This is a genomic window from Bacillus sp. AY18-3 (assembly GCF_008042305.1).
Classification (GTDB): domain Bacteria; phylum Bacillota; class Bacilli; order Bacillales; family Bacillaceae_G; genus Bacillus_A; species Bacillus_A wiedmannii.
On the sequence record NZ_QKQR01000057.1, the window covers coordinates 15,785 to 38,837 of the forward strand.

At 32.5% G+C, this 23,053-nt stretch carries 16 protein-coding genes; 6 read left to right on the top strand and 10 right to left on the bottom strand.

The annotated features are described in order from the left end of the window. Nucleotides 1-102: 102 nt before the first annotated feature. The 4 genes from DM800_RS28745 to DM800_RS28760 all read right to left on the bottom strand — a co-directional run bounded on the left by DM800_RS28745 (nt 103) and on the right by DM800_RS28760 (nt 2,841). Nucleotides 103-873, bottom strand: a complete 771-nt coding sequence (locus DM800_RS28745) for an arylamine N-acetyltransferase family protein (protein ID WP_147788203.1) — start codon at nt 871-873, stop codon at nt 103-105. A gap of 138 nt (nt 874-1,011) precedes the next feature. Next, nucleotides 1,012-1,515 (bottom strand): MepB family protein, encoded by a 504-nt coding sequence (locus DM800_RS28750; RefSeq protein WP_147788204.1) that lies wholly within the window; start codon nt 1,513-1,515, stop codon nt 1,012-1,014. Nucleotides 1,516-1,620: 105 nt separating this feature from the next. Then, entirely contained in the window at nt 1,621-1,992 is a 372-nt protein-coding gene (locus DM800_RS28755; protein WP_147788205.1) for a DUF4180 domain-containing protein, read from the bottom strand. A gap of 156 nt (nt 1,993-2,148) precedes the next feature. Next, nucleotides 2,149-2,841 carry an HAD family hydrolase gene (locus tag DM800_RS28760; RefSeq protein WP_179955718.1) on the bottom strand — a complete coding sequence of 231 codons (693 nt, stop codon included), beginning with the start codon at nt 2,839-2,841 and terminating at the stop codon, nt 2,149-2,151. 400 nt (nt 2,842-3,241) lie between these two features. Between DM800_RS28760 and DM800_RS28765 the strand changes: the two genes are divergently transcribed. From DM800_RS28765 to DM800_RS28780, 4 genes are all read left to right on the top strand, one after another. After that, the gene (locus DM800_RS28765; RefSeq protein WP_060486774.1) at nt 3,242-3,907 is read left to right on the top strand and encodes a response regulator transcription factor; all 666 of its coding nucleotides are present in this window, start codon (nt 3,242-3,244) and stop codon (nt 3,905-3,907) included. After that, nucleotides 3,900-5,372, top strand: coding sequence for a sensor histidine kinase (locus tag DM800_RS28770; RefSeq protein WP_147788213.1), 1,473 nt, complete (start codon nt 3,900-3,902; stop codon nt 5,370-5,372). The genes DM800_RS28765 and DM800_RS28770 overlap by 8 nt, the downstream gene beginning before the upstream one ends. A gap of 415 nt (nt 5,373-5,787) precedes the next feature. Beyond that, on the top strand, nt 5,788-6,720 hold the full coding sequence (gene bla, locus DM800_RS28775) for a class A beta-lactamase (RefSeq protein ID WP_147788206.1): 933 nt from the start codon (nt 5,788-5,790) through the stop codon (nt 6,718-6,720). Between the two features lie 287 nt (nt 6,721-7,007). Beyond that, nucleotides 7,008-7,190 (top strand): hypothetical protein, encoded by a 183-nt coding sequence (locus DM800_RS28780; RefSeq protein WP_147788207.1) that lies wholly within the window; start codon nt 7,008-7,010, stop codon nt 7,188-7,190. Between the two features lie 295 nt (nt 7,191-7,485). Here DM800_RS28780 and DM800_RS28785 read toward each other — a convergent pair whose 3' ends face one another. From DM800_RS28785 to DM800_RS28795, 3 genes are all read right to left on the bottom strand, one after another. Continuing rightward, nucleotides 7,486-8,163, bottom strand: a complete 678-nt coding sequence (locus DM800_RS28785) for an ABC transporter ATP-binding protein (RefSeq protein ID WP_060486770.1) — start codon at nt 8,161-8,163, stop codon at nt 7,486-7,488. 11 nt (nt 8,164-8,174) lie between these two features. Next, nucleotides 8,175-9,605: an ABC transporter permease gene (locus tag DM800_RS28790; protein ID WP_147788208.1), complete on the bottom strand. Its 1,431-nt coding sequence runs from the start codon at nt 9,603-9,605 to the stop codon at nt 8,175-8,177. A 615-nt stretch (nt 9,606-10,220) separates the two neighbouring features. After that, the gene (locus tag DM800_RS28795; RefSeq protein ID WP_147788209.1) at nt 10,221-10,820 is read right to left on the bottom strand and encodes an undecaprenyl-diphosphatase; all 600 of its coding nucleotides are present in this window, start codon (nt 10,818-10,820) and stop codon (nt 10,221-10,223) included. A 531-nt stretch (nt 10,821-11,351) separates the two neighbouring features. On the opposite strand from DM800_RS28795, the gene DM800_RS29445 reads away from it, so the two are divergent. Together DM800_RS29445 and DM800_RS28805 are read left to right on the top strand one after the other, a co-directional pair. Further along, a complete protein-coding gene (locus tag DM800_RS29445; protein WP_162862808.1) occupies nt 11,352-11,519 on the top strand; it encodes a hypothetical protein in 168 nt (55 codons plus the stop codon). A gap of 312 nt (nt 11,520-11,831) precedes the next feature. Further along, nucleotides 11,832-12,788 (top strand): alpha/beta hydrolase, encoded by a 957-nt coding sequence (locus tag DM800_RS28805; RefSeq protein ID WP_147788210.1) that lies wholly within the window; start codon nt 11,832-11,834, stop codon nt 12,786-12,788. 111 nt (nt 12,789-12,899) lie between these two features. Here the strand turns inward: DM800_RS28805 and DM800_RS28810 are convergent, their stop codons facing one another. The 3 genes from DM800_RS28810 to DM800_RS28820 are packed head-to-tail and all read right to left on the bottom strand — an operon-like array spanning nt 12,900 to nt 22,430. Then, nucleotides 12,900-14,354 (bottom strand): pyridoxal phosphate-dependent decarboxylase family protein, encoded by a 1,455-nt coding sequence (locus tag DM800_RS28810; protein ID WP_088063649.1) that lies wholly within the window; start codon nt 14,352-14,354, stop codon nt 12,900-12,902. A gap of 55 nt (nt 14,355-14,409) precedes the next feature. Continuing rightward, on the bottom strand, nt 14,410-21,420 hold the full coding sequence (locus tag DM800_RS28815) for a non-ribosomal peptide synthetase (RefSeq protein ID WP_147788211.1): 7,011 nt from the start codon (nt 21,418-21,420) through the stop codon (nt 14,410-14,412). A gap of 32 nt (nt 21,421-21,452) precedes the next feature. Next, nucleotides 21,453-22,430 carry a SagB/ThcOx family dehydrogenase gene (locus DM800_RS28820; RefSeq protein WP_061672242.1) on the bottom strand — a complete coding sequence of 326 codons (978 nt, stop codon included), beginning with the start codon at nt 22,428-22,430 and terminating at the stop codon, nt 21,453-21,455. Nucleotides 22,431-23,053 lie beyond the last annotated feature (623 nt).

Sequence of the window (23,053 nt, forward strand, 5' to 3'; positions counted from 1 at the left end):
CTAGTGTATTATATCTATTAATAAAATCAAACCTTAATAGTTATTTTAAATTAAAGTTAATAAAATAGCCGATTCTGCGTAAGAACCGGCTAGCTATTCGTTTCATCTCAACTCAATAGCAAATAAAGTATTTAATAGCTCTCTATATTGATCTTCTGTAATTTCACATTTTATTTTTTCCCCATTAATCATTTCAGTTAAACTCGTATTCGTTAAAGAGACATGGCCATAGTCCGTTAATTTCACTGCAATTGGTCCCTTATTAAAAATAGATTTCTCATCTTCTATTACTCTTTTTTGAACATCGTTCACTACTGTCTCATCAATGATACTTTTATAAAAGGCATGACAAACTTTCCACTCTCCGTTCGTATCTTTTCTTTCTAGAACGTAATTTCCTTTACTTGTGTCTCGTTTTCTCACTCGATACGAACCATTTTTAGAGGAAACAGGCTCTTCAGTAAAAGGTACAGGGATTAAAGGTACTAAGGAAGCAATACCTACATCAATTAAGTATCGTTCGTTAGCATACTTTAAAATAATCGTTATATGTCCATCTTCAAGTGCCCATGCATTGATTTCATTTTTATATACGGTTCCAAGTGCAAGTTGTACATCATAACCACAATCTTTTAAAAAGTAGTAAAAAAGAGTATTTAATTCATAACAAAGTCCGCCGCGGGATGTAGTTAAAATTTTATTCTGTAAATTTTCCATAGTAATTGTATTCGCATTACGTGCTATAATATCTAAATTCTCAAATGGTATAGTGTGTGCAAATGCAAAGAGAATTGTATTTAATTCTTCAAACTTCACTTCAGTACGGTTTGTAAGATTCAATCTTGTAAACAGTTTGTATTGTAGACTTGTCATATTCAGCACCCCTTAACATTTATAAGTTAAAATAGTATATGCTGATTGTAAATTTGATGGGGTACTGAAACAATGTACATTTCGTTTAACTGTACCGGTACAAAAAGTCTAATTCACAAGATTACTTAAGAAAAAAAGCTACAAATACAAATGTAATAGTTTATCTATAGGTAAATTATTATGATCGCTTATATCAACAAAATATTGAAGTTGCCACATTTGGCTCTTTTTAGCTTGGTTGCTAACAGGGGTATCCCAAATTGGATAAACTCTCATAGCCATCTTCCCTTTTTGACTTTGCGTTTTTAATATTTTTTCTTTAAGAAGAATTTCTTTAGGGAAAATAAATTGTCCTAGTTGATTATCATCTATACAAGTGATAACTAATAAGTCAGGAGCAGCGTCATAAGAAAATGCTTGATTATGCATATTGTCATCTTTCTCCCAAAAAGAAACAAATTGCCCAATTTTATTAGGGGTAATTTTTGATATTCTAAAACGAATGCTTTTATGATTTAAGTGAAATAAACATCCCGCATATTCTGCGTTTTGCTGTTCTTCTTTTAGATTCGTGATTATTAATTCGTTAGGTTTGTAAATTATATTGTTTAAATTTCGGATTACATCATTAAATTTGTTCAAGAAAATCCCCCCTTTATTCACCCCTTAGTTTATCACAAACATCAGTTCTTATATATTGTAAATAATAAACGACGTGAAAAAGAAGGAGATTTTACTATGGTATTATTAATGCTTCAATGTACTTAGTTTTTCAATTGCTTGTTGTTCAGTTGCTAAGTAAAAAATGTCTTTCCCTTTATTACATTCATAAATAAAATCCTTGAAGCTTTTACTCGTATACATAGAGAAATCTCCAATAATAGCAATCTTTACTCTGTAATTTATAAACTTTTGAAGGATATCACCAGCAAGGCGTGTTTTTAAGTCAAAGAAACTTTCAGTTATTAATGATTTGTCGATAATAATATGTTTAGCATCTACCTCATATTGAACTGTTGCCATAAGATCTAATGCCGTTTGAACATCGGAAATTAGTAATTTTTCATTTCTTATGATCGCAATATTTATTCCGTCAATTACTACTTTCTTTATTTCCATCGTATCACTCCTCTATAATGTTCATATCATGCTTTGTTAGTAAATTTTTAAATACTACTATTTACAGCTAAAAGAGTTTTAAGTGCCTCTTTGTTTTTCTTTTTTTATTTAAATTACGGTAAATGAAATCTTTCTTATTATAACTCCATAGCATTTTTACTTATTATAAAAATATTGTGGAGTTATATAACTTAATAAACTATCAAAAGTATCAATCTCAGAATACGGTTTTATTTCAGTCTTATTTGTGATTCTATGAGGGTTAAACCATATTCCTTTTATATTTGCATTTTGACAACCAGCAATATCCTTTTCTAAGTCATCCCCAACAAATAATACATCTTCTGGTTGTACATTTAGCTTATTTAATGCTAGTTCGAATATACGTTTATCAGGTTTACTAACTCCCACTTCTTCAGAAATAATGATTGTATCAAAGTGATTGTTTAAATTCGTGTTAATTATTTTAGCTGTTTGCCTCTGCGTTGAGCCATTTGTAATAATTCCAACTTTGAAGTGCCTTTTTATTTGATTTAAGAAATGACTAGTATTTTGGTCTATTGAAAAACATTTAGGTAAATTTTCATTCCAAAAATCTTGGATATAATTGTGTTGCAATCTATATTTCGGCGCGAATTCATCAAATAATGATTCTAAAACTATCGTTTTATCACTAATGCCGTATTCCCTTTTATCGTATTCTTTGAATTTCTGTAACATATTGTTTTTGACTGTATCACTAACATCCTCATAACATTTTTCTAAAACTAATAAAAACAAGTTATCTACTGCCTTATCCCTATCAATTAACGTATCATCTAAATCAAACAGCATCGCTTTATAACCCATCAAATAATTTCACAACCTTTCTCACATGATTTAAATAATCCCTTGTTCGCACCTTAGGCCTTTACTAAATTAGCAAAAAAACTAAAAAGTTTGTGGCGTACGCTCTAAAATTTCGCTGGCTTCTTTTATATTTAAATTCATCTTAAAAAACTACATGCAATTTACATTATTATACATTAGTTTTTTGTAAATATTAATCGTTTAGCTTTTTATATAATAAGTTTTTTCAAGCACACAAATATTTCTCCATAAAAAAGGAATATGGGTAATAATACTTTTTTATGGAGAATACACAATCTTGAAAATGGAGTTAATACGTTAAACGTCCTATGAAGTTTCCTACTGTATCTCCACATAAACTACAGATAGTACGGCTATAATGACTACCAGAGGTGATATTATGAAAAACTATCATATCCTCGTGGTTGAGGACGATCAAGAAATTCAGGAATTAATTAAACAATTTTTAATGACACAACAGTATACAGTGGTAGTTGCTTCAGATGGACTAGAGGGTATGACACAATTTAATAAGCAATCCTTTGATTTAGTGCTTCTAGATGTAATGATGCCCAATCTTAATGGATTTGAAGTTGCTAAAATGATTCGAAGTCAGTCAAACATACCAATTATTATGCTAACTGCGTTAGAAGAAGAGGAAGATCAAATGAAAGGGTTCGATCTTGGGATTGATGATTATATTACAAAACCCTTTTCGTTTCATGTTTTGATTAGACGAGTCGAAGCTGTACTTAGAAGAAGTTATGATAAAAATGTAAATAATCATTTAGTATTCAAAGAAGTGCGCATAGATGTTGATGCATATAGAGTATATGTAAATGATGTTGAAATTTTGTTAACGACAAAAGAGTTCGAAATTCTACAACTACTATTTCAAAATGAGAGAAAAGTACTTACAAGAGAAAATATCGTAGAAAAAGTTTGGGGATACGATTATTTTGGAGAAACACGAATAATAGATACACATATTAAAAATCTACGTAAAAAACTAGCTATCCCCTATATTAAAACAATAAAGGGGATTGGTTATAAAATTGATGAATAGAATTGTAAAAATCATGAAGATGAAGCAAATTACTTATAAACTCTTTATGACTACATCTCTCATTTTGTTATCCTTTGCAGTGTTGATTTATTTAACTTTATATTTCTTTCTCCCTACGTTTTATGAGCAATACAAAACAGATCAACTTCAAACAGGGATAAAAGAAATAATTGATAAATCCAAAGATCTTACGTTTCAAGATGCGATACCACTTTTTGATGAATACGCAAAAAAAAATAACGCGATGCTTTCGCTTCAAAATAAAGAAGGAATAATTATTTACTCGCCTTCATTTTCTTTTATTCAAAGTGGTACACAAACAACAGTAGTTACTAAAGCAGCACGATTTGAGAATGCAGGTACCATTAGCAATTCATATAATGTTACGGAACCAATTCAATTCCAAGATGGTAGTTTAACGCTTGTAGTGTTCGCAACATTTCAACCGATTGATGAAGCTTCGCAAGTATTAGCGCGTTTTCTCCCCTATATTAGTATCATTGTGATCGTAATTGGTATAGGGAGTGCTTATTTCTATTCCAGGTTTATTACAAAGCCACTTATTTATATTAATGAGGGTGCACAAAAGATGGCAAATTTAGATTTCTCCGAAAAAATTGAGGTTCGCTCCACAGATGAGTTAGGAGAATTATCTAATAGTTTGAATGACATGTCTATTAACTTACAACAAGCTATGTTTGATTTAAAAAAAGCAAATGAACAATTAAAAAATGATATTGAAAAAGAAAGAGAAATAGAAACAAAACGCAGAGAGTTTTTTGCGATTGTAGCACATGAATTAAAGTCTCCTCTTACCGTAATGAAAGGATACTTAGAAGGGATGATATACAATATTGGCCCTTATCAAAATCGTGATCAATATTTAAAAAAAAATCATCAAATTATTGAAAGTATGGAACAATTAGTTCGTGAAATTTTAAGTATGTCAAAGTTAGAACAACACACATTTAAACTAAAAATAGAAGAAGTTAATCTTTCAAAGTTAATAGGTACAACCACAAAAGATCTCGAATTTTTCGCTTCTCAAAAAAGCATCCAAATAATAAAAGAAATTGACTCTGACCTTTCTGTTTATACAGATCGTGTACTTTTTGAAAAAGCATGTAAAAATATTATCCATAATGCAGTTATGTATTCACCACATAATGAAAAAGTCTATATAAAGTTAAGTAAGGATTCTAAACAAGATCAAATTAAAATGCAAATTATAAATACAGGTATCAATATTAAAGATGAAGATATACAACAAATTTTCAAACCATTTTATCGAATTGAAAAATCAAGGAATCGAAATACTGGCGGAAGTGGTTTGGGGCTATATATTGTTAAACAAATTCTTGAAACGCTAAATATAAAGTATTCTATAAAAAATATGGAACATAGTGTGCAATTTTGCATGAACATTCCTTTATCTAAACAACAAACAAACAAACTCCCCTCTTAGTAGGACGAGTTTGTTTGTTTTTGTAGCAAGTATATCAATAAGGGGGACTTTTCGTTTTTTAAGCTCTTTATTTCTACCATCCAACTTTAAAATGAAATCAGTAGTTGTTATATATGCGATATCCAATTGAAATTCCCGTTACAAGAAAAACTCAATCTAAATCCATATTAAATTAAGTAGAGTTCAAAAAAATGGAGTTTGCGATGCTAAAAACAAAGTTAATAGATATGTTAAAAAGCTTAATCATAAATGGAACAAATGTGTTACTTAGATTGTCTATTACGTATAAAAAAGGTGTTCTTGGTAGTCTTCTCATTTTGTACAAGAGGAGTGCTATCCAGTGCATTTGTTAATTGTATAGGTATGTAAAATACTTATACAAAATCCATATATTCTTGAAAGAGGTTGAAAATGTATGATAGTTTCAAAGAAGGTTTTTCACATTGCACATTATAAAAAGATGCTACCTGTAGTATTACTTTCATGTGTAACGCTTATAGGCTGTTCCAATAGTAATATTCAATCCGAACCATCGAAACAAACCAAACAAGAAAATACAAGTAGGCATTCTTTTGTAAAGCTTGAAAAAGAATATGATGCTAAACTTGGTATTTATGCATTGGACACAGGTACGAATCAAACTGTTACTTATCGTTCAGATGAACGCTTTGCATACGCATCTACCCACAAAGCCCTTGCTGTTGGAGCACTGTTACAAAAGAAATCAATAGAAGATTTAGATCAAAAAATTAAGTATACCAGAAAAGATCTTGTGAACTACAATCCAATTACAGAAAAATATGTAGGAACAGGTATGACTCTGAAGGAGCTTGCAGATGCTTCCATTCGATATAGTGATAATACTGCACAAAATCTTATTCTTAAACAATTAGGTGGGCCAAGTGAATTCAAAAAATCACTAAGAGAAATAGGAGATTCTGTTACAAATCCTAAACGTTTTGAACCAGAATTAAATGAAGTGCAGCCAGGTGACACTCGTGATACTAGTACCCCAATGGCATTAGCTACTAGTCTTCAAACTTACGCGCTAAGTGATATCCTTCCAATTGAGAAACGGAACTTTTTAATAGATTTGATGAAAAGAAATACTACGGGAGACAACTTAATTCGTGCTGGAGTTCCAGAAGAATGGGAAGTAGCCGATAAGACTGGTTCTGGGGCTTATGGAACAAGGAATGATATCGCAATTATTTGGCCACCAAATAAAAAGCCAATTGTTCTTGCGATACTTTCTAATCATACTAAAGAGGATGCGAAATACGATGATAAACTTATTGCAGACGCAACCAAAATAGTGTTAAACACTTTAAAAATAACGAATAAATAATTACTCCTACTTTTAAGAAGTATTAGTGAATTTATCCGAATTAATCAATATCGAATAATAAGTATCTCTTGATAAAGGTTTACTATATTTTAAATGAGCAAATACTTTAGTATATATAGTTTTTGAGTAATCAAATTTTCGTTTTTTGAAATATAGTATACAGTATTGGAAAAGCGAACCATCCACTATATTTGTCGAATCACTTTTATTTCATCTAATATTCGGTACTTAGTTTTCTCCAGACTGATATATTATACATACAACTATTCTAGAAAGGTGATGATGTTATGTATGAACAACAAAATAATAGGGATAGAGATCAAAAAATGGTGTTTTCTATGCACGGAGTTCCCTCAAATAAAATTAACATGAATCAATTACCTAAATGGATTAGAATTTTTGGCTATTGTGCGTTTGGTTGGATAATAGTATTTAGTTTAATTATGATTGTAGGTTTAATTCTGCAATAACTATACAAATACACAGTTAAATGGGACAGCATTTAGATTATATATCTAGGTAATGTCCCGTTTTTTATGTGTGTTTATCCCATGATATAGGTAACCAATTATAATAAAAAGAACTTGTAGAATATCCTACAAGTTCTTTTTCAAGTATTGTTAAAAAGGAAACAACAAACTATTTTAACATTCAGTACAGGGAGACCATTTTGATTATGGCTTGATTTTATTATATATCAAGTATAAGCTTTTGAAATGGATGGTTTTTGAAAATTATGTGAATTAAAAAGCTAAGATATTTGTATTAGATTTGGTTTACGACCAACTTCTTCTTACTTAAATACACTGCACGATCAGATTTTTTAGCAACTTCCTGTGAATGCGTTACAACAATAATACATTTATTCTCTTTATGTGCAAGTTCTTGAAACAGTTCTATAATATCCATTGCTGTTTCTTCGTCGAGGTTTCCTGTCGGCTCATCTGCAATAAGTAAATCAACATTGCAAGATAATGCTCGAGCAATTGCTACACGTTGTTGTTGCCCACCACTTAGTTGCAAGACGTTACGTTTCGCTTCTACTTCAGTGAGTCCTACTTTCTCTAATAACTCTAATGCCCTTGCCGTCTTATTTTTCACTTTAACACCTGTAATTTCCATCGCTGTTAGGACATTTTGAAGAGCAGTCATATAAGTAATCAAATTATAAGATTGGAAAATTACAGATACATTTTGATTACGATATCGATCCAAACCAATTTTTCGAATATCTTTGCCATTATACAGTACATAACCATTTTTAGGGACATCCAGTCCACAACCTAAGCTTAGAGTTGTAGTTTTACCAGATCCAGATGGTCCTAAAATCGTGTAGAAATGCCCTTTTTGAAAAGAAAAGTTAACATTGTCTAGTATCGCTACATTTTTCCCATTACTTTCATAATAATAATCCAAATTTTTAAATTGTAAAATCGTTTCCATGTTAAGCCTCCTTATTCATCTTTTAAAAGAATTTGTTTTGGATTTAAACGTAGAATAGATAATGCCGGAAGAAGCGTTGCTATTATAGCAATAGCTAGTCCAATCCCCCCCATTTTCCCTACATCTTCTCGTGTTACACTTACATCAATTTTATCAATTGGATCTTCTTTTTGATTTTGCAGAGTACCACCAGGTCCAGACATCATTACAGTACTATTTCGCGTGGTGTCCGTTTCTTCGCTTGCAATAGCAATTTCACTCGAAAGTAAATTATCCCCGATATATTGAGAAACCTTAGCTCCTGTTGTTATGGATAATCCAAATGCTAAAATAGCGACACATACTACTTCTACTACGAACTGCGCTATCAGCTTCCATTTTTTCTCTCCAATAGATAACAGAATTCCCATTTCCTTACGACGTCCTTTAATTGATAGCATAATGATTAACCCTAATATAATCGCACCTGCAATTGAAACAATATAAATAATCATTTGAGAAGTCGAAGAGATATTTTCGATAGGACCAATCATTTGCTTGTACAATGAATCATGCGCATCTAATTTATAATAATTAAAATCAATATTAGATTTTTTTGCTTCTTTTTTAAATGCATCAATATATTGTGGATCATTCAAGAAATACACGACTTGAACACTACTTATACCTTGGTCTACTTCTAATTTTTTCATAGTTGAATGCGGCATATATAGTTTATTAGCTGGATCCATAATAGGAGGAGCCTGTTGACCCATTGCTTGCTCATTTGTTTCGTAAATACCGATAATTTCAACCTCAAGGGTTTCCTTCTTATCCCCTGATTGCACTTTAACTTTGTCCCCTACTTTCAAATTGTTTGATTCCGCTAATCGTTTTTCCATTAAAGCTACATTCTGACCCTTCATTTGCTCTGTAATTGGTTTTCCATCAATGATTTTACTTTTTCCGTTTTTAAAGCTTTCTTGTAATGCAGTCTTGCGGACCCCCTCAATCATAAAAGAAGCATTCATATCTATTTCTGTACCAGAGCTTGAACCGCCTCGTACAGCCGCCATTCCCGCTTTACCTTTTCCTCCTTCTTCTCCTTCTGAAGCTCCTACTAGTTTAAGTCCATCAGAAATTCCAAAAGTGCTGCCTATGTAATTATAGTCATTTACATATTTTGAATCCGCTAATTGATCTGCTTCTTTTGTATTAAGCTTCGGCAGATTAGGCATTTCTCCAGTTTCACTAGCTTGTTGACCTAATTTGTCAAAATCAAGACTTAAAGTAACATCTGCGCCCAGTTTTTTTCTTGCAGCATCCGCTGCTTTTTTTGATGCATTTTGGATTGTGAACCCTGAAAGAACCAAATTTGTAACAATCAGAAATACTGCCATCAAAATTAATGATGTTCCTATCCTTTTTTTCATACTGAGAATTGCGCGTTTCATAAAATTCATTTTCTCTTACCTCCTTGATAACTTGTATTCTATATATGTTATCTAGAGTCTATATGGAGCTAATCGGTAGTTTATCTAGAGATATAAGGAGTTTATGTGTAGTTATTCATTGGCCTGGTCAAGAAAAACTGAAAACCCAAAATGTAATCAATTTTGAATATTGATAATAAGTTTGTCTATTTAAAGGACTTATAGAAAAAGAGAGAGGTTAAGGTTAAGCTTAATTTAATGTATGTAACATAAAAAATTTATTGTATAATTTATATACAATAAATATAGAGAACCTATTTAAATATCTAAATGGGAATTGTTAATGTTGCTCATAGAAATTACGTCATTTTAAAAAGTGCACCTTTTAATACAAAAATAAGCAAGTTAATGTTCTCTTATATGGGGTAGTATCACATGCCCATATACCTAATATTTTGTTTTACCTCCAAAATAAAAAAATAAGCTTTTTGATTGGTTGGATAGAGTTGAAGAAACTTATATTTAACTATGGGGTTCCGCTACATCACTATCAATCTAATATTTTGCAATATCGATAAAACGAAAAAGACGTTATCTTTCCTATAATTCTACAGAAAAGATAACGTCTTTTTTATACTTGTATACTCAAAATTCTTTTGAATTGTTTTTGGATGGCAAAACATGTTTCTCTACTCTTTCATATAGAGTAAGCAATTGCTTGATAAAAGAAAATTTAGGTACTAACCAATAAGAAAACAATGCTGAAACACATCCTATTAAAGCCCCTATTGCAACATCAAAAGGATAATGAACCCCTACCCAAATACGGGAAATCGCTACACAAAATGCAAGTATAAGCCATAACCATCCAGTTTTTTTACGAACAAGCCAAAACGAAAAACAAATCGAAAAAAAAAGTATCGTATGGTCACTAGGAAATGAATTATCTACAGCATGGTCGACAAGTTTATTCACATCCGGCAATACTGCAAACGGTTGATAATTTAGATGGAATTTCCCTGCTATTTTTCCAATCACCTCAGCAATTACAAAAGCAACCATCGCTTGAATAACCATCATCCTACTTTTTCTGGCCCCAGTAAACCAATAAGCTAAAATAATTAAAGCAAAAATATATACCATATATTCTGCCAAAAATACCATGATTGAGTTTAAGGGTGAATATTGTTTACCTAAATCATTAATTGCTCGAAAAATATCAATATTGAATTGAGAAAAAGACATTTCAAATCCCTCCTTTTTAGTAAGGTATTTTACTGATTACCATACACCTTCATTACATAAATAGTTTTGGTTATTGTACTCATCTAAAAATATCAACCTCTAATGAAATCGCTTTCTTCTTTTTCACTTTAATAAAAAAAGAAAAAGGAAAACATCGAACTTTCTTACAAACATTCGAGTATTCTTACAGTTTTGTCATTTTTCATGTTTACTGAAGAATCTAAAGTGGCGTTTAATCCTAATACTTATTATACTGGTAAGAGCCCTGATACAGCGGTGTATGGTGGTTCAGGAACATTCACATAATCGCACCTGCAATCGATACAATATAAATAATCATTTGTGAAGTTGAGGAGATATTTTCGATAAGACCAATCATAAAATTCATTTTTTCTTACCTCCTTGATAGCTTAGTTATCTAGAGTTTATATGGAGCTAATCGGTAGTTTATCTAGAGATATAAGGAGTTTATATGTAGTTAGTTAAAGTCCAATTGCAAAGTTTTGTATCATCAATACTGATGAGGAAATTGTGAAAGCATATTGCGGAGAGAATGCAATTAAACATGTAGCTGGAAATAAAGATGGTTCAGCGGATGAACTTCATACAGTTATTAAAGAGGCTACTAATAAAGTAAGACATAACTCTTATACAATTCCAAAATTAATCAACCTTCATTTAAGGAATACAAATGTATGAATTCTTACCGAGTATGAATTCGAACAGGTATCATTTGTAATATGTCATTAAAATAAAAAAGATCATCACTTGGTTTAGTTAGAAAACTAAGTGTACATAAATACAACGACATGAAAACACTTTGTTCCTAAATCCACTACTTGTATTATTGGTTGCATGAAACTCTTTCTTGAGAAAGGTTATTATTTCTGAATATTCTGTTGACTGTTATAACATATCCAATTTACAATTTAATTATAGTGTTCTTTCACAATTAAACTACTTAGAATACACTTCATTTATTTGAAAATAATTACAAATAGAGGTGCTCAAATGAAAAATAGAGTAAATCCAGAATTATTACAAGGGTTAGAGATGTTTCCAGATCTCGATTTACACCCGGAAAACTTGCAATCAATTAGAGAAGGAATAGCTCAAATGAGACCACCTACCGTTGTTGATGACTCCCTTTCGTTAACAGATGAAGTCATTGTTGGACCAGATGCTAATCCTTTACCATTAAGAATTTATCGTCCAAAATCAAATCATAAATCTTTACCTGTCTTATTATGGATACATGGTGGTGGTTATATCTTAGGTTCTATAGATGATAACGATGATACTTGTATGAGGTTTGCAAAAGAAGCTCGCTGTGTGGTCGTATCTGTAGACTATCGCTTAGCTCCTGAACATCCTTACCCAGCACCAATTGAAGATTGTTATGCAGCTTTAAAATGGATTGCTGATAATGCAGAGTTATTAAACATTGATTCGAATCGAATTGGGGTTGCAGGAGTAAGCGCTGGAGGTGGACTAACAGCAGCATTATCATTATTAGCCCGAGATCGAAAATACCCTTCGATTTGTTTACAAATGCCACTCTATCCAATGATTGATGACCGAAATAATACACCTTCGGCCAATGAAATTAAAGAGGGATTTGTTTGGAATCAAAAGGCAAATGAAGCTGGTTGGAAAATGTATTTAGGAGAAATGTATGGAACGGATCAAATCCCTGCCTATGCAGCACCTTCTCGAGCTGAGGATTATAGTGGCTTACCATATACCTACACATTTGTTGGTCAATTGGATCCATTCCGCAGTGAAACATTAACCTATGTAAGCAATCTAGCGCAAGCTGGTGTTGATGTCGAATTTCATTTATATCCAAATGCCTATCACTGGTTTGAAGGATTGAATCCAAATGCCGAGGTATCTATTTACGCTGTGAACGAAATAGTACAAGCAATAAAAACTGGTTTCAAAAGAGTATCTAAAGTTGAAGCTTAATCCCTTTACAAGAGAAACATTCATGAATAGCTTGCATTGGTGAGTATTTATTTAAATATAATAGCCGATTTTTTTAAATCGGCTATTATTACGTAAAACTTACCTAATATATCAAGTCTGAGAAACAGATATAAGATGTTTAGACGAAGTGTTTATTTCCTCTGCCACTGCTTTTATGCTCATCATGATTTGAAGCATTTCTTCTATTGTTGTCCTTGGATTGATAGAGCAAAGTCGAATTACTACTTTTTCTTTCAATCTAGTCGTACTTAGCATAGAAAATCCTCTTTGATTAATTTCTTCCACCAGTTTTTTGTTTATTTCATGAATTGTATCTGTAGACGTTAGACCACAAGGAATGTAACGAAAAGTAACAATCCCTAATTGAGCAGGCGTTACTACTTCCCAATCTTTTTCTTTCCTTAAAAACTCTTCAACTTGTTCAGCCAACATAATACCATGATCTATTGCCTCACGAAAAGCTGTGATTCCAAATGCTTTAAAAGAAAGCCATACCTTTAATGCTCTAAATCTACGAGAAAGTTCAATTCCGCGCTCCCCAAAATTCACTTTTTCTTCTAAATTAGTTTCCGTATCCTTAATATACTCTGGGATCATACGGAACGTTTTACTTAAATATTGGCTATTTCGAATGAGTACACAACCAACATCATAAGGCTGAAAAAGCCATTTATGCGGGTCTAACGTCAAAGAATCAGCACGATGAATTCCTCTTAACAACTCCCTTCCTTTTTCACTGAGAATTGCTGCAGCCCCATAAGCCCCATCCGCGTGTAGCCATACATCTTCATCACCACATAGATCAGCCAATTCATCGAGAGAGTCCACCGCTCCGCAATTCGTTGTCCCTGCATTGGCAATAACACAGAATGGTTTTTTCCCTTTTAATCGATCTTCTTTTATTTGCTTTTTTAAAGTACTAACTGAAATTCTTAGCTCTTCATCTGTTTCAATTCGGCAAATTTGATGATGTTTAAACCCTAATACTTTAAGTGCTCGATCTACAGAAAAATGAGTTTGGTTAGAGAAATACACAACCGCATTTTCTATGTCATTATTCAACTTGACCTGTCTCGCTACAGTAAGTGCAGTCAAATTAGCCATGGAACCGCCACTGACAAATAGTCCTTCTGCTGAATCAGGGAATCCTAGCATTGATTTTAACCAGTTGATTGTCGTTAATTCAATTTGTTCAGCACCTGCACCTACTATCCAAGCTGTAGGAAATACATTAAATCCACTTGCTAAAAAATCTGCTACTACACCAACATAATTATTAGGACCGGGCACAAAAGCCATAAAATGAGGATGATCCACATGAGTAATTTGATTAAACACATTGTTATTAAGGAAATGAAGTAACTCTTTTGGATTGGATCCGTTTTCCGGAATCGTTTCAATTAGCTTGTCTCTAAAAATATTACTATCAATCGTTTCCGAAACTGGTTTACTTTTTAAATGATTCATATGATCAACAATTAAGTCAACCGCTTGATATCCTAACTGACGCATCTCTTCAGCTGATAACTGCAGGTTTTTTGTCATTTGGTTTACCCCTATTCTATTTAAAAAGGCGAGTTCTTTCTCGCCTTTTTATTTTTTATAATTTGTATTCACCGATTGCCTGTATTGGATTTTGAAGAATCATGTTGATTAACTGATGGATGTGATTCAATATTTCTTGTATTGTCGCTGCTTCATATACGGTTTGATTATATCCAAACTTTATTGTAAGTGTCTCTTCAGGGAAGCACATAATTCCATACTTTACATGCGGCTCATCAACAACTTCGTAATCTGTGATAGCAAAATTTCTGTTTTCATTTGAAGAGAAGATAGCTTGGTTAGTTGGATAGTTTTCAAAAACCCAAAGATGGTCAGTCAACTCGGTTTTTAATTCACTTTGCTTTTGTATATCAACAAATGAATAATATGCATACTCATTACACTTCAATGTTTCTAGTTGTACCTTTTGCAGGAAATCTACAAAAGTTTGCGTTTCTGTCCATGCTAGTCGGATAGGCAAAACATTTGTGAACAGACCAAACATATTTTCAATTCCTTCTACTTCGGGAGGTCTGATTGATACGAGATTAGGTAATACTATTTCTCTTGTTCCATTGTATTTGCCAAGCAATATTCCCCATACAGCTAGTAATGCCGTATTCATAGTTATATTGTTTTTAGTTACAAATGCCTGTAACTGACTAGTCAAATCCTTATTTAATGTTAAATCCATAAATGTGAAGTTTAACCCTTCACTTTGAGTTATTACTTTCTTTTTAGGAATACTAATTTTCCGATTGTACCCTGATAAATAATCGCGCCAAAAATGACGTGCTCTCTCATGATCTTGTGCTACAGTCCAATTTATGAATGTTTCAAAAGGTTTTACAATAGGTAAATCCGCCATAGTTCCGGCATTTTTTGTTTCATAGAGTTGGAATAATTCGTCTATTAAAATGCTGACGCTCCAACCATCACATAACAGATGATGGGAACTCCAAACCACCTTATGCTCCTTATTACCTAGTTGGAATATACAGAGACGGTTCATGAGTTCATCATTTTTAAATCCTCGACTTAAATTTTCATTCATCCACTGGTCTAGGAATTGTTGCTGTTCTTGTTTCGTCATATCAACCAATTTTTTTATCTCTGAAATCATTTGAACATCATGTAGAACAGCTTGCCAAGGTTGTGCTTGTTCATCTTGCACAATTATTGTTCTTAAAGAATCATGACGATTAATTAATTGTTGGAAACACTGAATAAAGAGATCAATATCCAGTTCCCCCTCAAGTGACCAAATTATTTGTTCAAAATATGCATTTGTATCCGGTTCAGTCGCAGCATGTTCATAAATAACTTTCTGGAAAGGTACTAATGGGTAAATACGTTCTATATTTATATCCGGCATTTTTTCTTGTATTTTGGTAAGTATATGTTGATTAAGTTGTTTATCTTTAACATTTAGTAATGTAGCTTTATTATCGTTCATATTGTTTACATCATTTGTTTGTGAACTTGAAAGATGGTCTAGCTTTTTAACAAATTGAACCATGTCCCCTAATATAGGAAATGAAAATAGGTTTTTTGGCTCTAGCTCAAATCCTTGTCTATATAGTCTGACGGACACTTGAATTGCTTTTATCGAATCTCCACCTAAGGCAAAGAAATGATCATTTACCCCAACTCGATCTACTTTGAGTACTTCTTGCCAAACACTAGTTAATATTTTTTCCATTTCAGTTTTTGGAGCAATAAATACTTCATTTTTTTGTTTCTCTGGAGTAGGGAGCGCTTTTCTATCTAATTTCCCATTTGGAGTCAAGGGTAATTGTTCCAAATAAACAAAATAAGAAGGAATCATGTAATCCGGCAAGTGATCTCGCAAATGCTTTCGTAGTTCTGTTGTACTAATATTTTGCTCATTTACCACATATGCAACTAAAAATTTTATTCCATTCTCATCTGTTTGATCAATTACAACAGCATGTTCGATTTGTTGGTAAGTTAGAAGACAATGGGCAATTTCTTCTAACTCTACTCGATATCCTTGAATTTTCACTTGATAATCTTGGCGGCCTAAAAATTCAATATATCCCTCAGGATGCATTTTTCCACAATCTCCTGTCTTGTATAAAAGACCAAAATCAGGATGTGATACAAATGCGTCATTCGTTTTCTGTTCGTCATTTAAATATCCTTTAGCAAGGCCCACTCCCCCGATATATAAATCCCCAATTACACCAACAGGGCACATTTTCTTTTCATAGTTCAACACATAATACGTTTGATTTGCCAAAGGCATCCCATATGGAATACTATTCCAATGTGATTCCACCTGTTTGACCGGATAATAAATTGACCAAATCGATGCTTCTGTTGCTCCTCCTAGTGAAACTACTTCTGCAATTGGAAAATGCCGTTTTATTTTTCCTGGCAAAGAAAGTGGAATCCAGTCTCCACTATGTAAAACTAAACGCAAAGAAGATTGTTCAAAATGAGAACCTACTTGATCCAATGCCAAATCCATGATTGCAGGCACTGTATTCCAAATTGTAATTCCTCTACGCTCGACGGTACGGATTAATTCTTGCATGTTTCTTGGATCACGAATCATTACCAACATTGCACCTGTGCTTAACGTTCCGAAAATATCGTATACAGATAGGTCAAAACAGATGGAAGAGATACCAATAATACGATCATCTTCATTTATCTGATATTTTTGATTAATGTCTTGAATGGTATTTGCAACCGCTTGATGAGTAATAATTACTCCTTTTGGTTTCCCTGTACTTCCTGAAGTGTATATGATATAGGCAAGATCTTCTGGACCAGCAATAGCGGGCATATCTTCTGTTGTATATAATGACAAATGTTTTTCTTCATAAAGACTAGGTTCTAATAAAAGTTTGCATGAGCTATTTTTTAAAATATATGTTTGGCGATCTAAAGGATGATCGGGATCAATCGGAACATAAGCGGCACCTGCTTTTAAAATACCTATCATATTAGCAATTGTGTCAACTTGTCTTTTTGCTAAAAGACCCACTTTGTCACCTAGACCAATGTCTTGCTCTTTTAAGAAATGCGCAATTTGATTGGAGCGTTTATGAAGTTCCGAGTATGTTAACCATTCTTGCTCAAATACCACTGCTACTTCATCCGGTGTACGTTTTACTTGGTCTGTAAATAATTGATACAGAGTAGTTAAAGGTATTTTTTCAGTTGTTTTATTATATTGCTCAATTAAAGTTTGATCCGATTCTTTCATCTGCAAAGATGTTATGTCGCTTTGTTTCACTAATTGTTCCAATAAGTCAACAAATTGGGAAAACATTGCTTCTATTACATCAACATCAAACAACTCTTCAACATAGTTCCAGCTAATTAATAACTCTCCATTTTTTTCAATTACTACATTATCCAAATACACTTGTGGAGTCCGAGCATGAATATGGCGAAGAGAACCAAGCTGTTCCCAAGCAAACGCACCCGCACCTGCTAGCATCGAGGTGAAAACAATTGGCATAACTGCTTTTGGCGTCATTTGGTGGTATCGAGTAAAATCTCGAATAAAGTTAACTCCATCGTAATGACGATGTTCAAGGCCATCCAATAAAGTAGATTGCGTTTCTTTTACTCTAGTAAAGAAAGATTGCTCTGGTTTTACATCAACATCCAACAAAATAAGCGATGTGAAATCTCCCACAATCTGTTCTACTTCTTCATGAACAGGATAACGGTTAAATACAGTCAAATTAATTGCAAATTTACGTTGATTACTCCAATATGCCAACACATCACCATATATTGTACAAAGCAGAGCGGAAGGAGTTACTTCTTTCTCTTGTGCTAACTTTCGTAGCTTTGTCCACTTTTCATTGTCCAGGATCTTAGTAAGTGATTGGAATTTAGGAGTAGCAATCTCTGCCGGATCCTTTTTTAACAGCAAAGAAGGTGCAAATGGAAAGTCAGGAAGCTTACTTGTCCAATAATCTTTTGCTGTTTTATATTCTTCACTTTGTTCCATTTCATCATAGATAAACATGTAATCTTGAAAATCAAAAGATAGAGATTCTAATTTTTGATTTGGTTTATAATAATAATGCAACAAATCCTGTCCAACTATGTTCATGCTTGCTCCGTCCATTAATAAAGCATCGTATCGAAAACATAATAAATACGTGTCTTCTTTTAAAAGAAAGGCTTTTAATTCAAACAAAGGCCATTTCCCCAAAGGGAATACATGGTTAGTCATTCGAGAACGTTCTTCTTGTAAGCGAGCATTTTGATTCCTATCATCTAAGTCTATGAGACTAACTATTTCAATCTCGTAATCAGGAACGCTTTGTAATATTTGCTGTTCTCCCTCTGGTAAAATTACGGCTCGCAACATTGGATGACGATGAATTACCTTTTGAAAACTTTTTGAAAGACGATTAATATCCAATTTTGTTTCATATTCAAAATATGTTTGAGGTGAAATACCACTTAATTCAAACTGTGAATTCCTCCCTAACATGTACGCTGTCTGAACCTCTGTTAATGGAAATGACTTAGACAAATCTTTAACATGGGTTGGTCTATTTTTAAAGTTTTCCCCTTTATGCTCTACCTCTACACAAGAACTAAGTTGAGCAATCGTAGGATGCTTAAAAAAATCTGTTGTACTTATTTTTAAGCAGTCTTTTCTTAATAAATTAATTACCTGAAGTGCTTTAATCGATTCTCCTTTTAAAGCAAAAAAATTATCATGAATACCGATTCCCTCAATCTCCATAACTTTTTCCCATGCATGCACCAATGTTTGTTCAATTTCATTGCGCGGTGCAACGTATGGAATTGATATATAATCCGTTTGTGTTATATCTAATAATCTTTTCCTATCTACTTTCCCATTTGGATTCAGCGGAATTTCTTCCACCTGAATCATTTTTTCAGGAATCATAAACTCAGGTAATTTATCACTTAAATATTTTCTGATTTCATCAAAAGAGACCTTATTATCGGATACATAGTACGCAGCTAATAATTTCCTATTTCCATATACTTGATCAACAACGATAGCTTGCTTTATTTGTGGATATTCCCTTAACTGGCTTTCGATTTCTCTTAATTCAATCCGATATCCCCGAATTTTTACTTGATGATCCATTCGACCTAGATATTCAAGTTCTCCATTAGGCAACCAACGAACGAGATCACCCGTATGATACATCATTTCTCCTGCAGTAAAAGGACTCGGTACAAATTTTTCATCTGTCAGTTTAGATTTCCCAAGATACCCTCGTGCTACCGCCACGCCACCAATACAGAGTTCACCCGGAATTCCAAATGGTTTTAATTGACAATACTTATTCAATATATAGGAATGATAATTCGGATTGGGACTTCCAATCGTAACTTCTTTGGCGGAGCTCAAATCCTTTACTGTTGCACAAATGGTTGTTTCTGTAGGACCATAAATATTTAAAATTGTCGCTTCACTGATGCATCGAATTTTTTCAACCAAATCAATGGAAAATGCTTCTCCTGCTAACAAAATAGATTTTAAATCTTTCAGAAAATTTACCCCTTCTGTATCACTTAAAATCACTTCCATTCGCGATGGCGTTGATTCCCATAAATCTACCTTATGTACTTTGACCAAATGAGCCAATTCTTTTGTTGCAAACTGGTCCTCTGTAGCAATGACTACTTTCGAGCCTTGTGTTAAAGGAAGACATATTTCTAACAAGGAAATATCAAAAGAAACACTAGCAAGAAACAAGAATGATTGATTATCTTTTACTTTTTCTCTCATTGCACTTAAAAAATGAACAAGAGATTTCTGTTCCACCATTACTCCTTTTGGATTTCCTGTTGATCCTGATGTGTAAATGACATAAGCTAAATCATTAGGATCGCCTTCCCGAATTAAATTACTTTCTTCACCTTGGAAGAGATGTTCCTCATCAAGATACAGCACTTCACCAGCAAATTGCGGTAACTCTACTTCCGTTCGCTTGCTCAATAAACATTTTGCTTGACTATCTTGTAACATATATTCAATTCGTTCATTTGGATAGTTAGGATCGATTGGTAAATATGCTGCACCTGCTTTAAAAATTCCCATCATGCCAATGATCATTTCTAATGACCGGTCTACCATAACCCCAATAATACTTTCCTTGGATACACCTTTACTTTGAAGAATAAAAGCCAATTGATTTGCTTTCTTATTCAATTCTTTATATGTTAAATATTGATCATTACAAACAACAGCGATTTGATCTGGGGTTTTTAACACTTGTTCTTCAAACAAATCTTGAAATGTTAGAGACAAGTCTATGTTTGTCTGACTGTTATTCCATCCTTCTAACAACTCTTTCTCTTCTTCTGCAATAATACACGTATCTTTCACTGCCAAATTCGGATTTTTTAATACTTGCTTTAAAATATAAAGATACGAGTTTGCAAACTGTTGCAAAGAAGAAAACGAATGAGATTTGAAAGAAATTTGAAATTCAAATTCATTATGTATTTCATTCCATTTTCTTTGTATCCAAACCGCTAAATTATTCTCTGCATATTCTTCTATCGAATTTTTATTATGTAACCCTTCCATCCCAATAACAATTTGAAAAGGAGTTAAAGGATGTTCCACTAATAATTCAGAGAGTGGATACCCCTGATTGTCATACCCGAATAAAGTCGTTTCTTCAATCTGATTCACTACTTGTTTAAAGCTATGATGCGGATGGATTTCACTTCCTAAAGGAATCAATTTATTAAGATTCTCGCTTTTTTCAAGATTTTTTTCGATTACAGGAATACCAATAGTAATTCTTTCTTGATCTGTATAGTGTGCCAAACAAATCCTTAACGCGGCCTGTAACCAGCTAAATAATAATAAATCTTGAGACTTACTTTCTTTTTGTATACTTTTACTCAACTCTACATTCATTATGATTTGAACGTGCTCACAAGGATTTTCTTTATTTAGTTGGTAATCACTATTAAATATAGAAAAATCAAGAACCTCGGAAGATAATTGCTCCTTCCAAAACGCTTCTACCCCTTTATTTCCATGAATAGAACTTCGATCTTTAATGTGCATGTTTATCTTTATCCCCCTAATATTCATTTCTTCTATTCGTTAATTTTCAGGCCAACTTCAAGCCCATGGAGAAATACTTGATGGTTATCCAAACATAAAAATTGCTGAATCTCTTCAAATTTCATATGACCAACTGAACAAACGCCTAAATTTAATGTCTCAGCAACCATATTTAAGGTAGCAGTGATAATGCCTGACTCAATACAAGCAAATAAATATCCATCTGAACCGTATTTCGGGATGGAAGCGTTCGCATTATAAACCAAATAAACTGAGAAAGCAGATTGAGTAAATAAATCCTGGTTAATTAACTCATGATCACTTTTGATTACTTGATCAATGTTGTTTACAATCACAAGACTATTTTTTGATGGGTTATAATAATAAAACCCAGCTTTTATACCTTCTATACGTTTTGGTTTTATATAAACAAAGATATCAATAGGGTAGAGTCCGCCTGCACTTGCGTAATGATAGTATATTTTTTCTTCCCTAACCTGTTTTAGAGTTGATATGAAATGGGAAAATTCCAAAAAATTAATATGTTTTTTCATATCAAATTGGCGACAAGACCTACGTTCCTTGATTATAGTGGGTAGCTCATTTGTTGTTTCAAGTTGAATTTCGGTTGATCGCGCAGCAACGTGCGTTCGATTAAATTGTTCACGCATATACGTATCTAACTCTTCTTTAGAAAAGCGAATCTGGTTGCTATATGGATTCGGAAAAATCTTTTCTTGTGTGGAAAATACTTCTCTTGGGTGTAATATGTTACTTACTAACACACGATTTTTTATCATAAGCTCTATTGTTTTTTGTGTCTCTTCTATATTTCCTAAAGAAAAGCGCTCTACTAGTTTACTAATTTTTACACCTTTTTGAGCCATAAAATAAAACTCAGGAAACCACTCAGACAGAATGCCTGTAAATCTCATTTCCCCTATCAAAACTTCATTATGCAACTTTTCCCAATGCTTAATAGGAGACCAGTAATAAATTTTCTCGTTCATATAACCCTCCATAAACTTTTAACTTATTTTTGAAATGCAATTTTCTAATCTACAAAAAATATTTTTTAGATTCTGATCCTTGTCTCATAGTGATTATAAATACATGCACTTCAACGAAACTTGAAAATAATGAAATAACTTTTTCTTCATTAATTTTTTTTATTTCATCATAAAAAGTGTTTTTTTATTAGATATTTCACATCCTTTCCCATAGTAATCCTATAAGGTATAAACCATTTAGAATGTTAAGAACATTGACGCATTTGCAATGTGAAATTATTGTAATGGATTGGAAAGCAGATGGGTATAGATATTAAACATATTAATATTGAGAAAGTTTTATTTGTTATATCGATAAAATTTTCTCGTGATATTTATTACATATAGATTAAGAAAAAATTTTAAAATTTTTCTTTTGAAGTTAGTTTAAAAATGTAACGTACTATTACATACAAGTGAGTTACTAACATATCGTATTTAAAAAAGAGAAAAGCCACCATTAAAGGGGACTTTTCTCTTTTTTTTGCCAAATACTTTTAAAGCCTTTTTTATTTTTAACCATTTTGTGGAATTTAAAAAAACTCGAAATTTTACCCGTTAATTTTTTGGAATTTGTAAAAAAA

What these genes read in the sequence shown, in the direction of transcription:
- DM800_RS28810 (WP_088063649.1), bottom strand. Translation starts at nt 14,354, where the DNA reads ATGACAAAAAACCTGCAGTTATCAGCTGAAGAGATGCGTCAGTTAGGA.
- DM800_RS28745 (WP_147788203.1), bottom strand. Translation starts at nt 873, where the DNA reads ATGACAAGTCTACAATACAAACTGTTTACAAGATTGAATCTTACAAAC.
- DM800_RS28780 (WP_147788207.1), top strand. Translation starts at nt 7,008, where the DNA reads ATGTATGAACAACAAAATAATAGGGATAGAGATCAAAAAATGGTGTTT.
- DM800_RS28820 (WP_061672242.1), bottom strand. Translation starts at nt 22,430, where the DNA reads ATGAACGAGAAAATTTATTACTGGTCTCCTATTAAGCATTGGGAAAAG.
- DM800_RS28815 (WP_147788211.1), bottom strand. Translation starts at nt 21,420, where the DNA reads ATGCACATTAAAGATCGAAGTTCTATTCATGGAAATAAAGGGGTAGAA.
- DM800_RS28785 (WP_060486770.1), bottom strand. Translation starts at nt 8,163, where the DNA reads ATGGAAACGATTTTACAATTTAAAAATTTGGATTATTATTATGAAAGT.
- DM800_RS28755 (WP_147788205.1), bottom strand. Translation starts at nt 1,992, where the DNA reads ATGGAAATAAAGAAAGTAGTAATTGACGGAATAAATATTGCGATCATA.
- DM800_RS28770 (WP_147788213.1), top strand. Translation starts at nt 3,900, where the DNA reads ATGAATAGAATTGTAAAAATCATGAAGATGAAGCAAATTACTTATAAA.
- DM800_RS28805 (WP_147788210.1), top strand. Translation starts at nt 11,832, where the DNA reads ATGAAAAATAGAGTAAATCCAGAATTATTACAAGGGTTAGAGATGTTT.
- bla (WP_147788206.1), top strand. Translation starts at nt 5,788, where the DNA reads ATGATAGTTTCAAAGAAGGTTTTTCACATTGCACATTATAAAAAGATG.
- DM800_RS28795 (WP_147788209.1), bottom strand. Translation starts at nt 10,820, where the DNA reads ATGTCTTTTTCTCAATTCAATATTGATATTTTTCGAGCAATTAATGAT.
- DM800_RS28765 (WP_060486774.1), top strand. Translation starts at nt 3,242, where the DNA reads ATGAAAAACTATCATATCCTCGTGGTTGAGGACGATCAAGAAATTCAG.
- DM800_RS28760 (WP_179955718.1), bottom strand. Translation starts at nt 2,841, where the DNA reads ATGGGTTATAAAGCGATGCTGTTTGATTTAGATGATACGTTAATTGAT.
- DM800_RS28790 (WP_147788208.1), bottom strand. Translation starts at nt 9,605, where the DNA reads ATGAATTTTATGAAACGCGCAATTCTCAGTATGAAAAAAAGGATAGGA.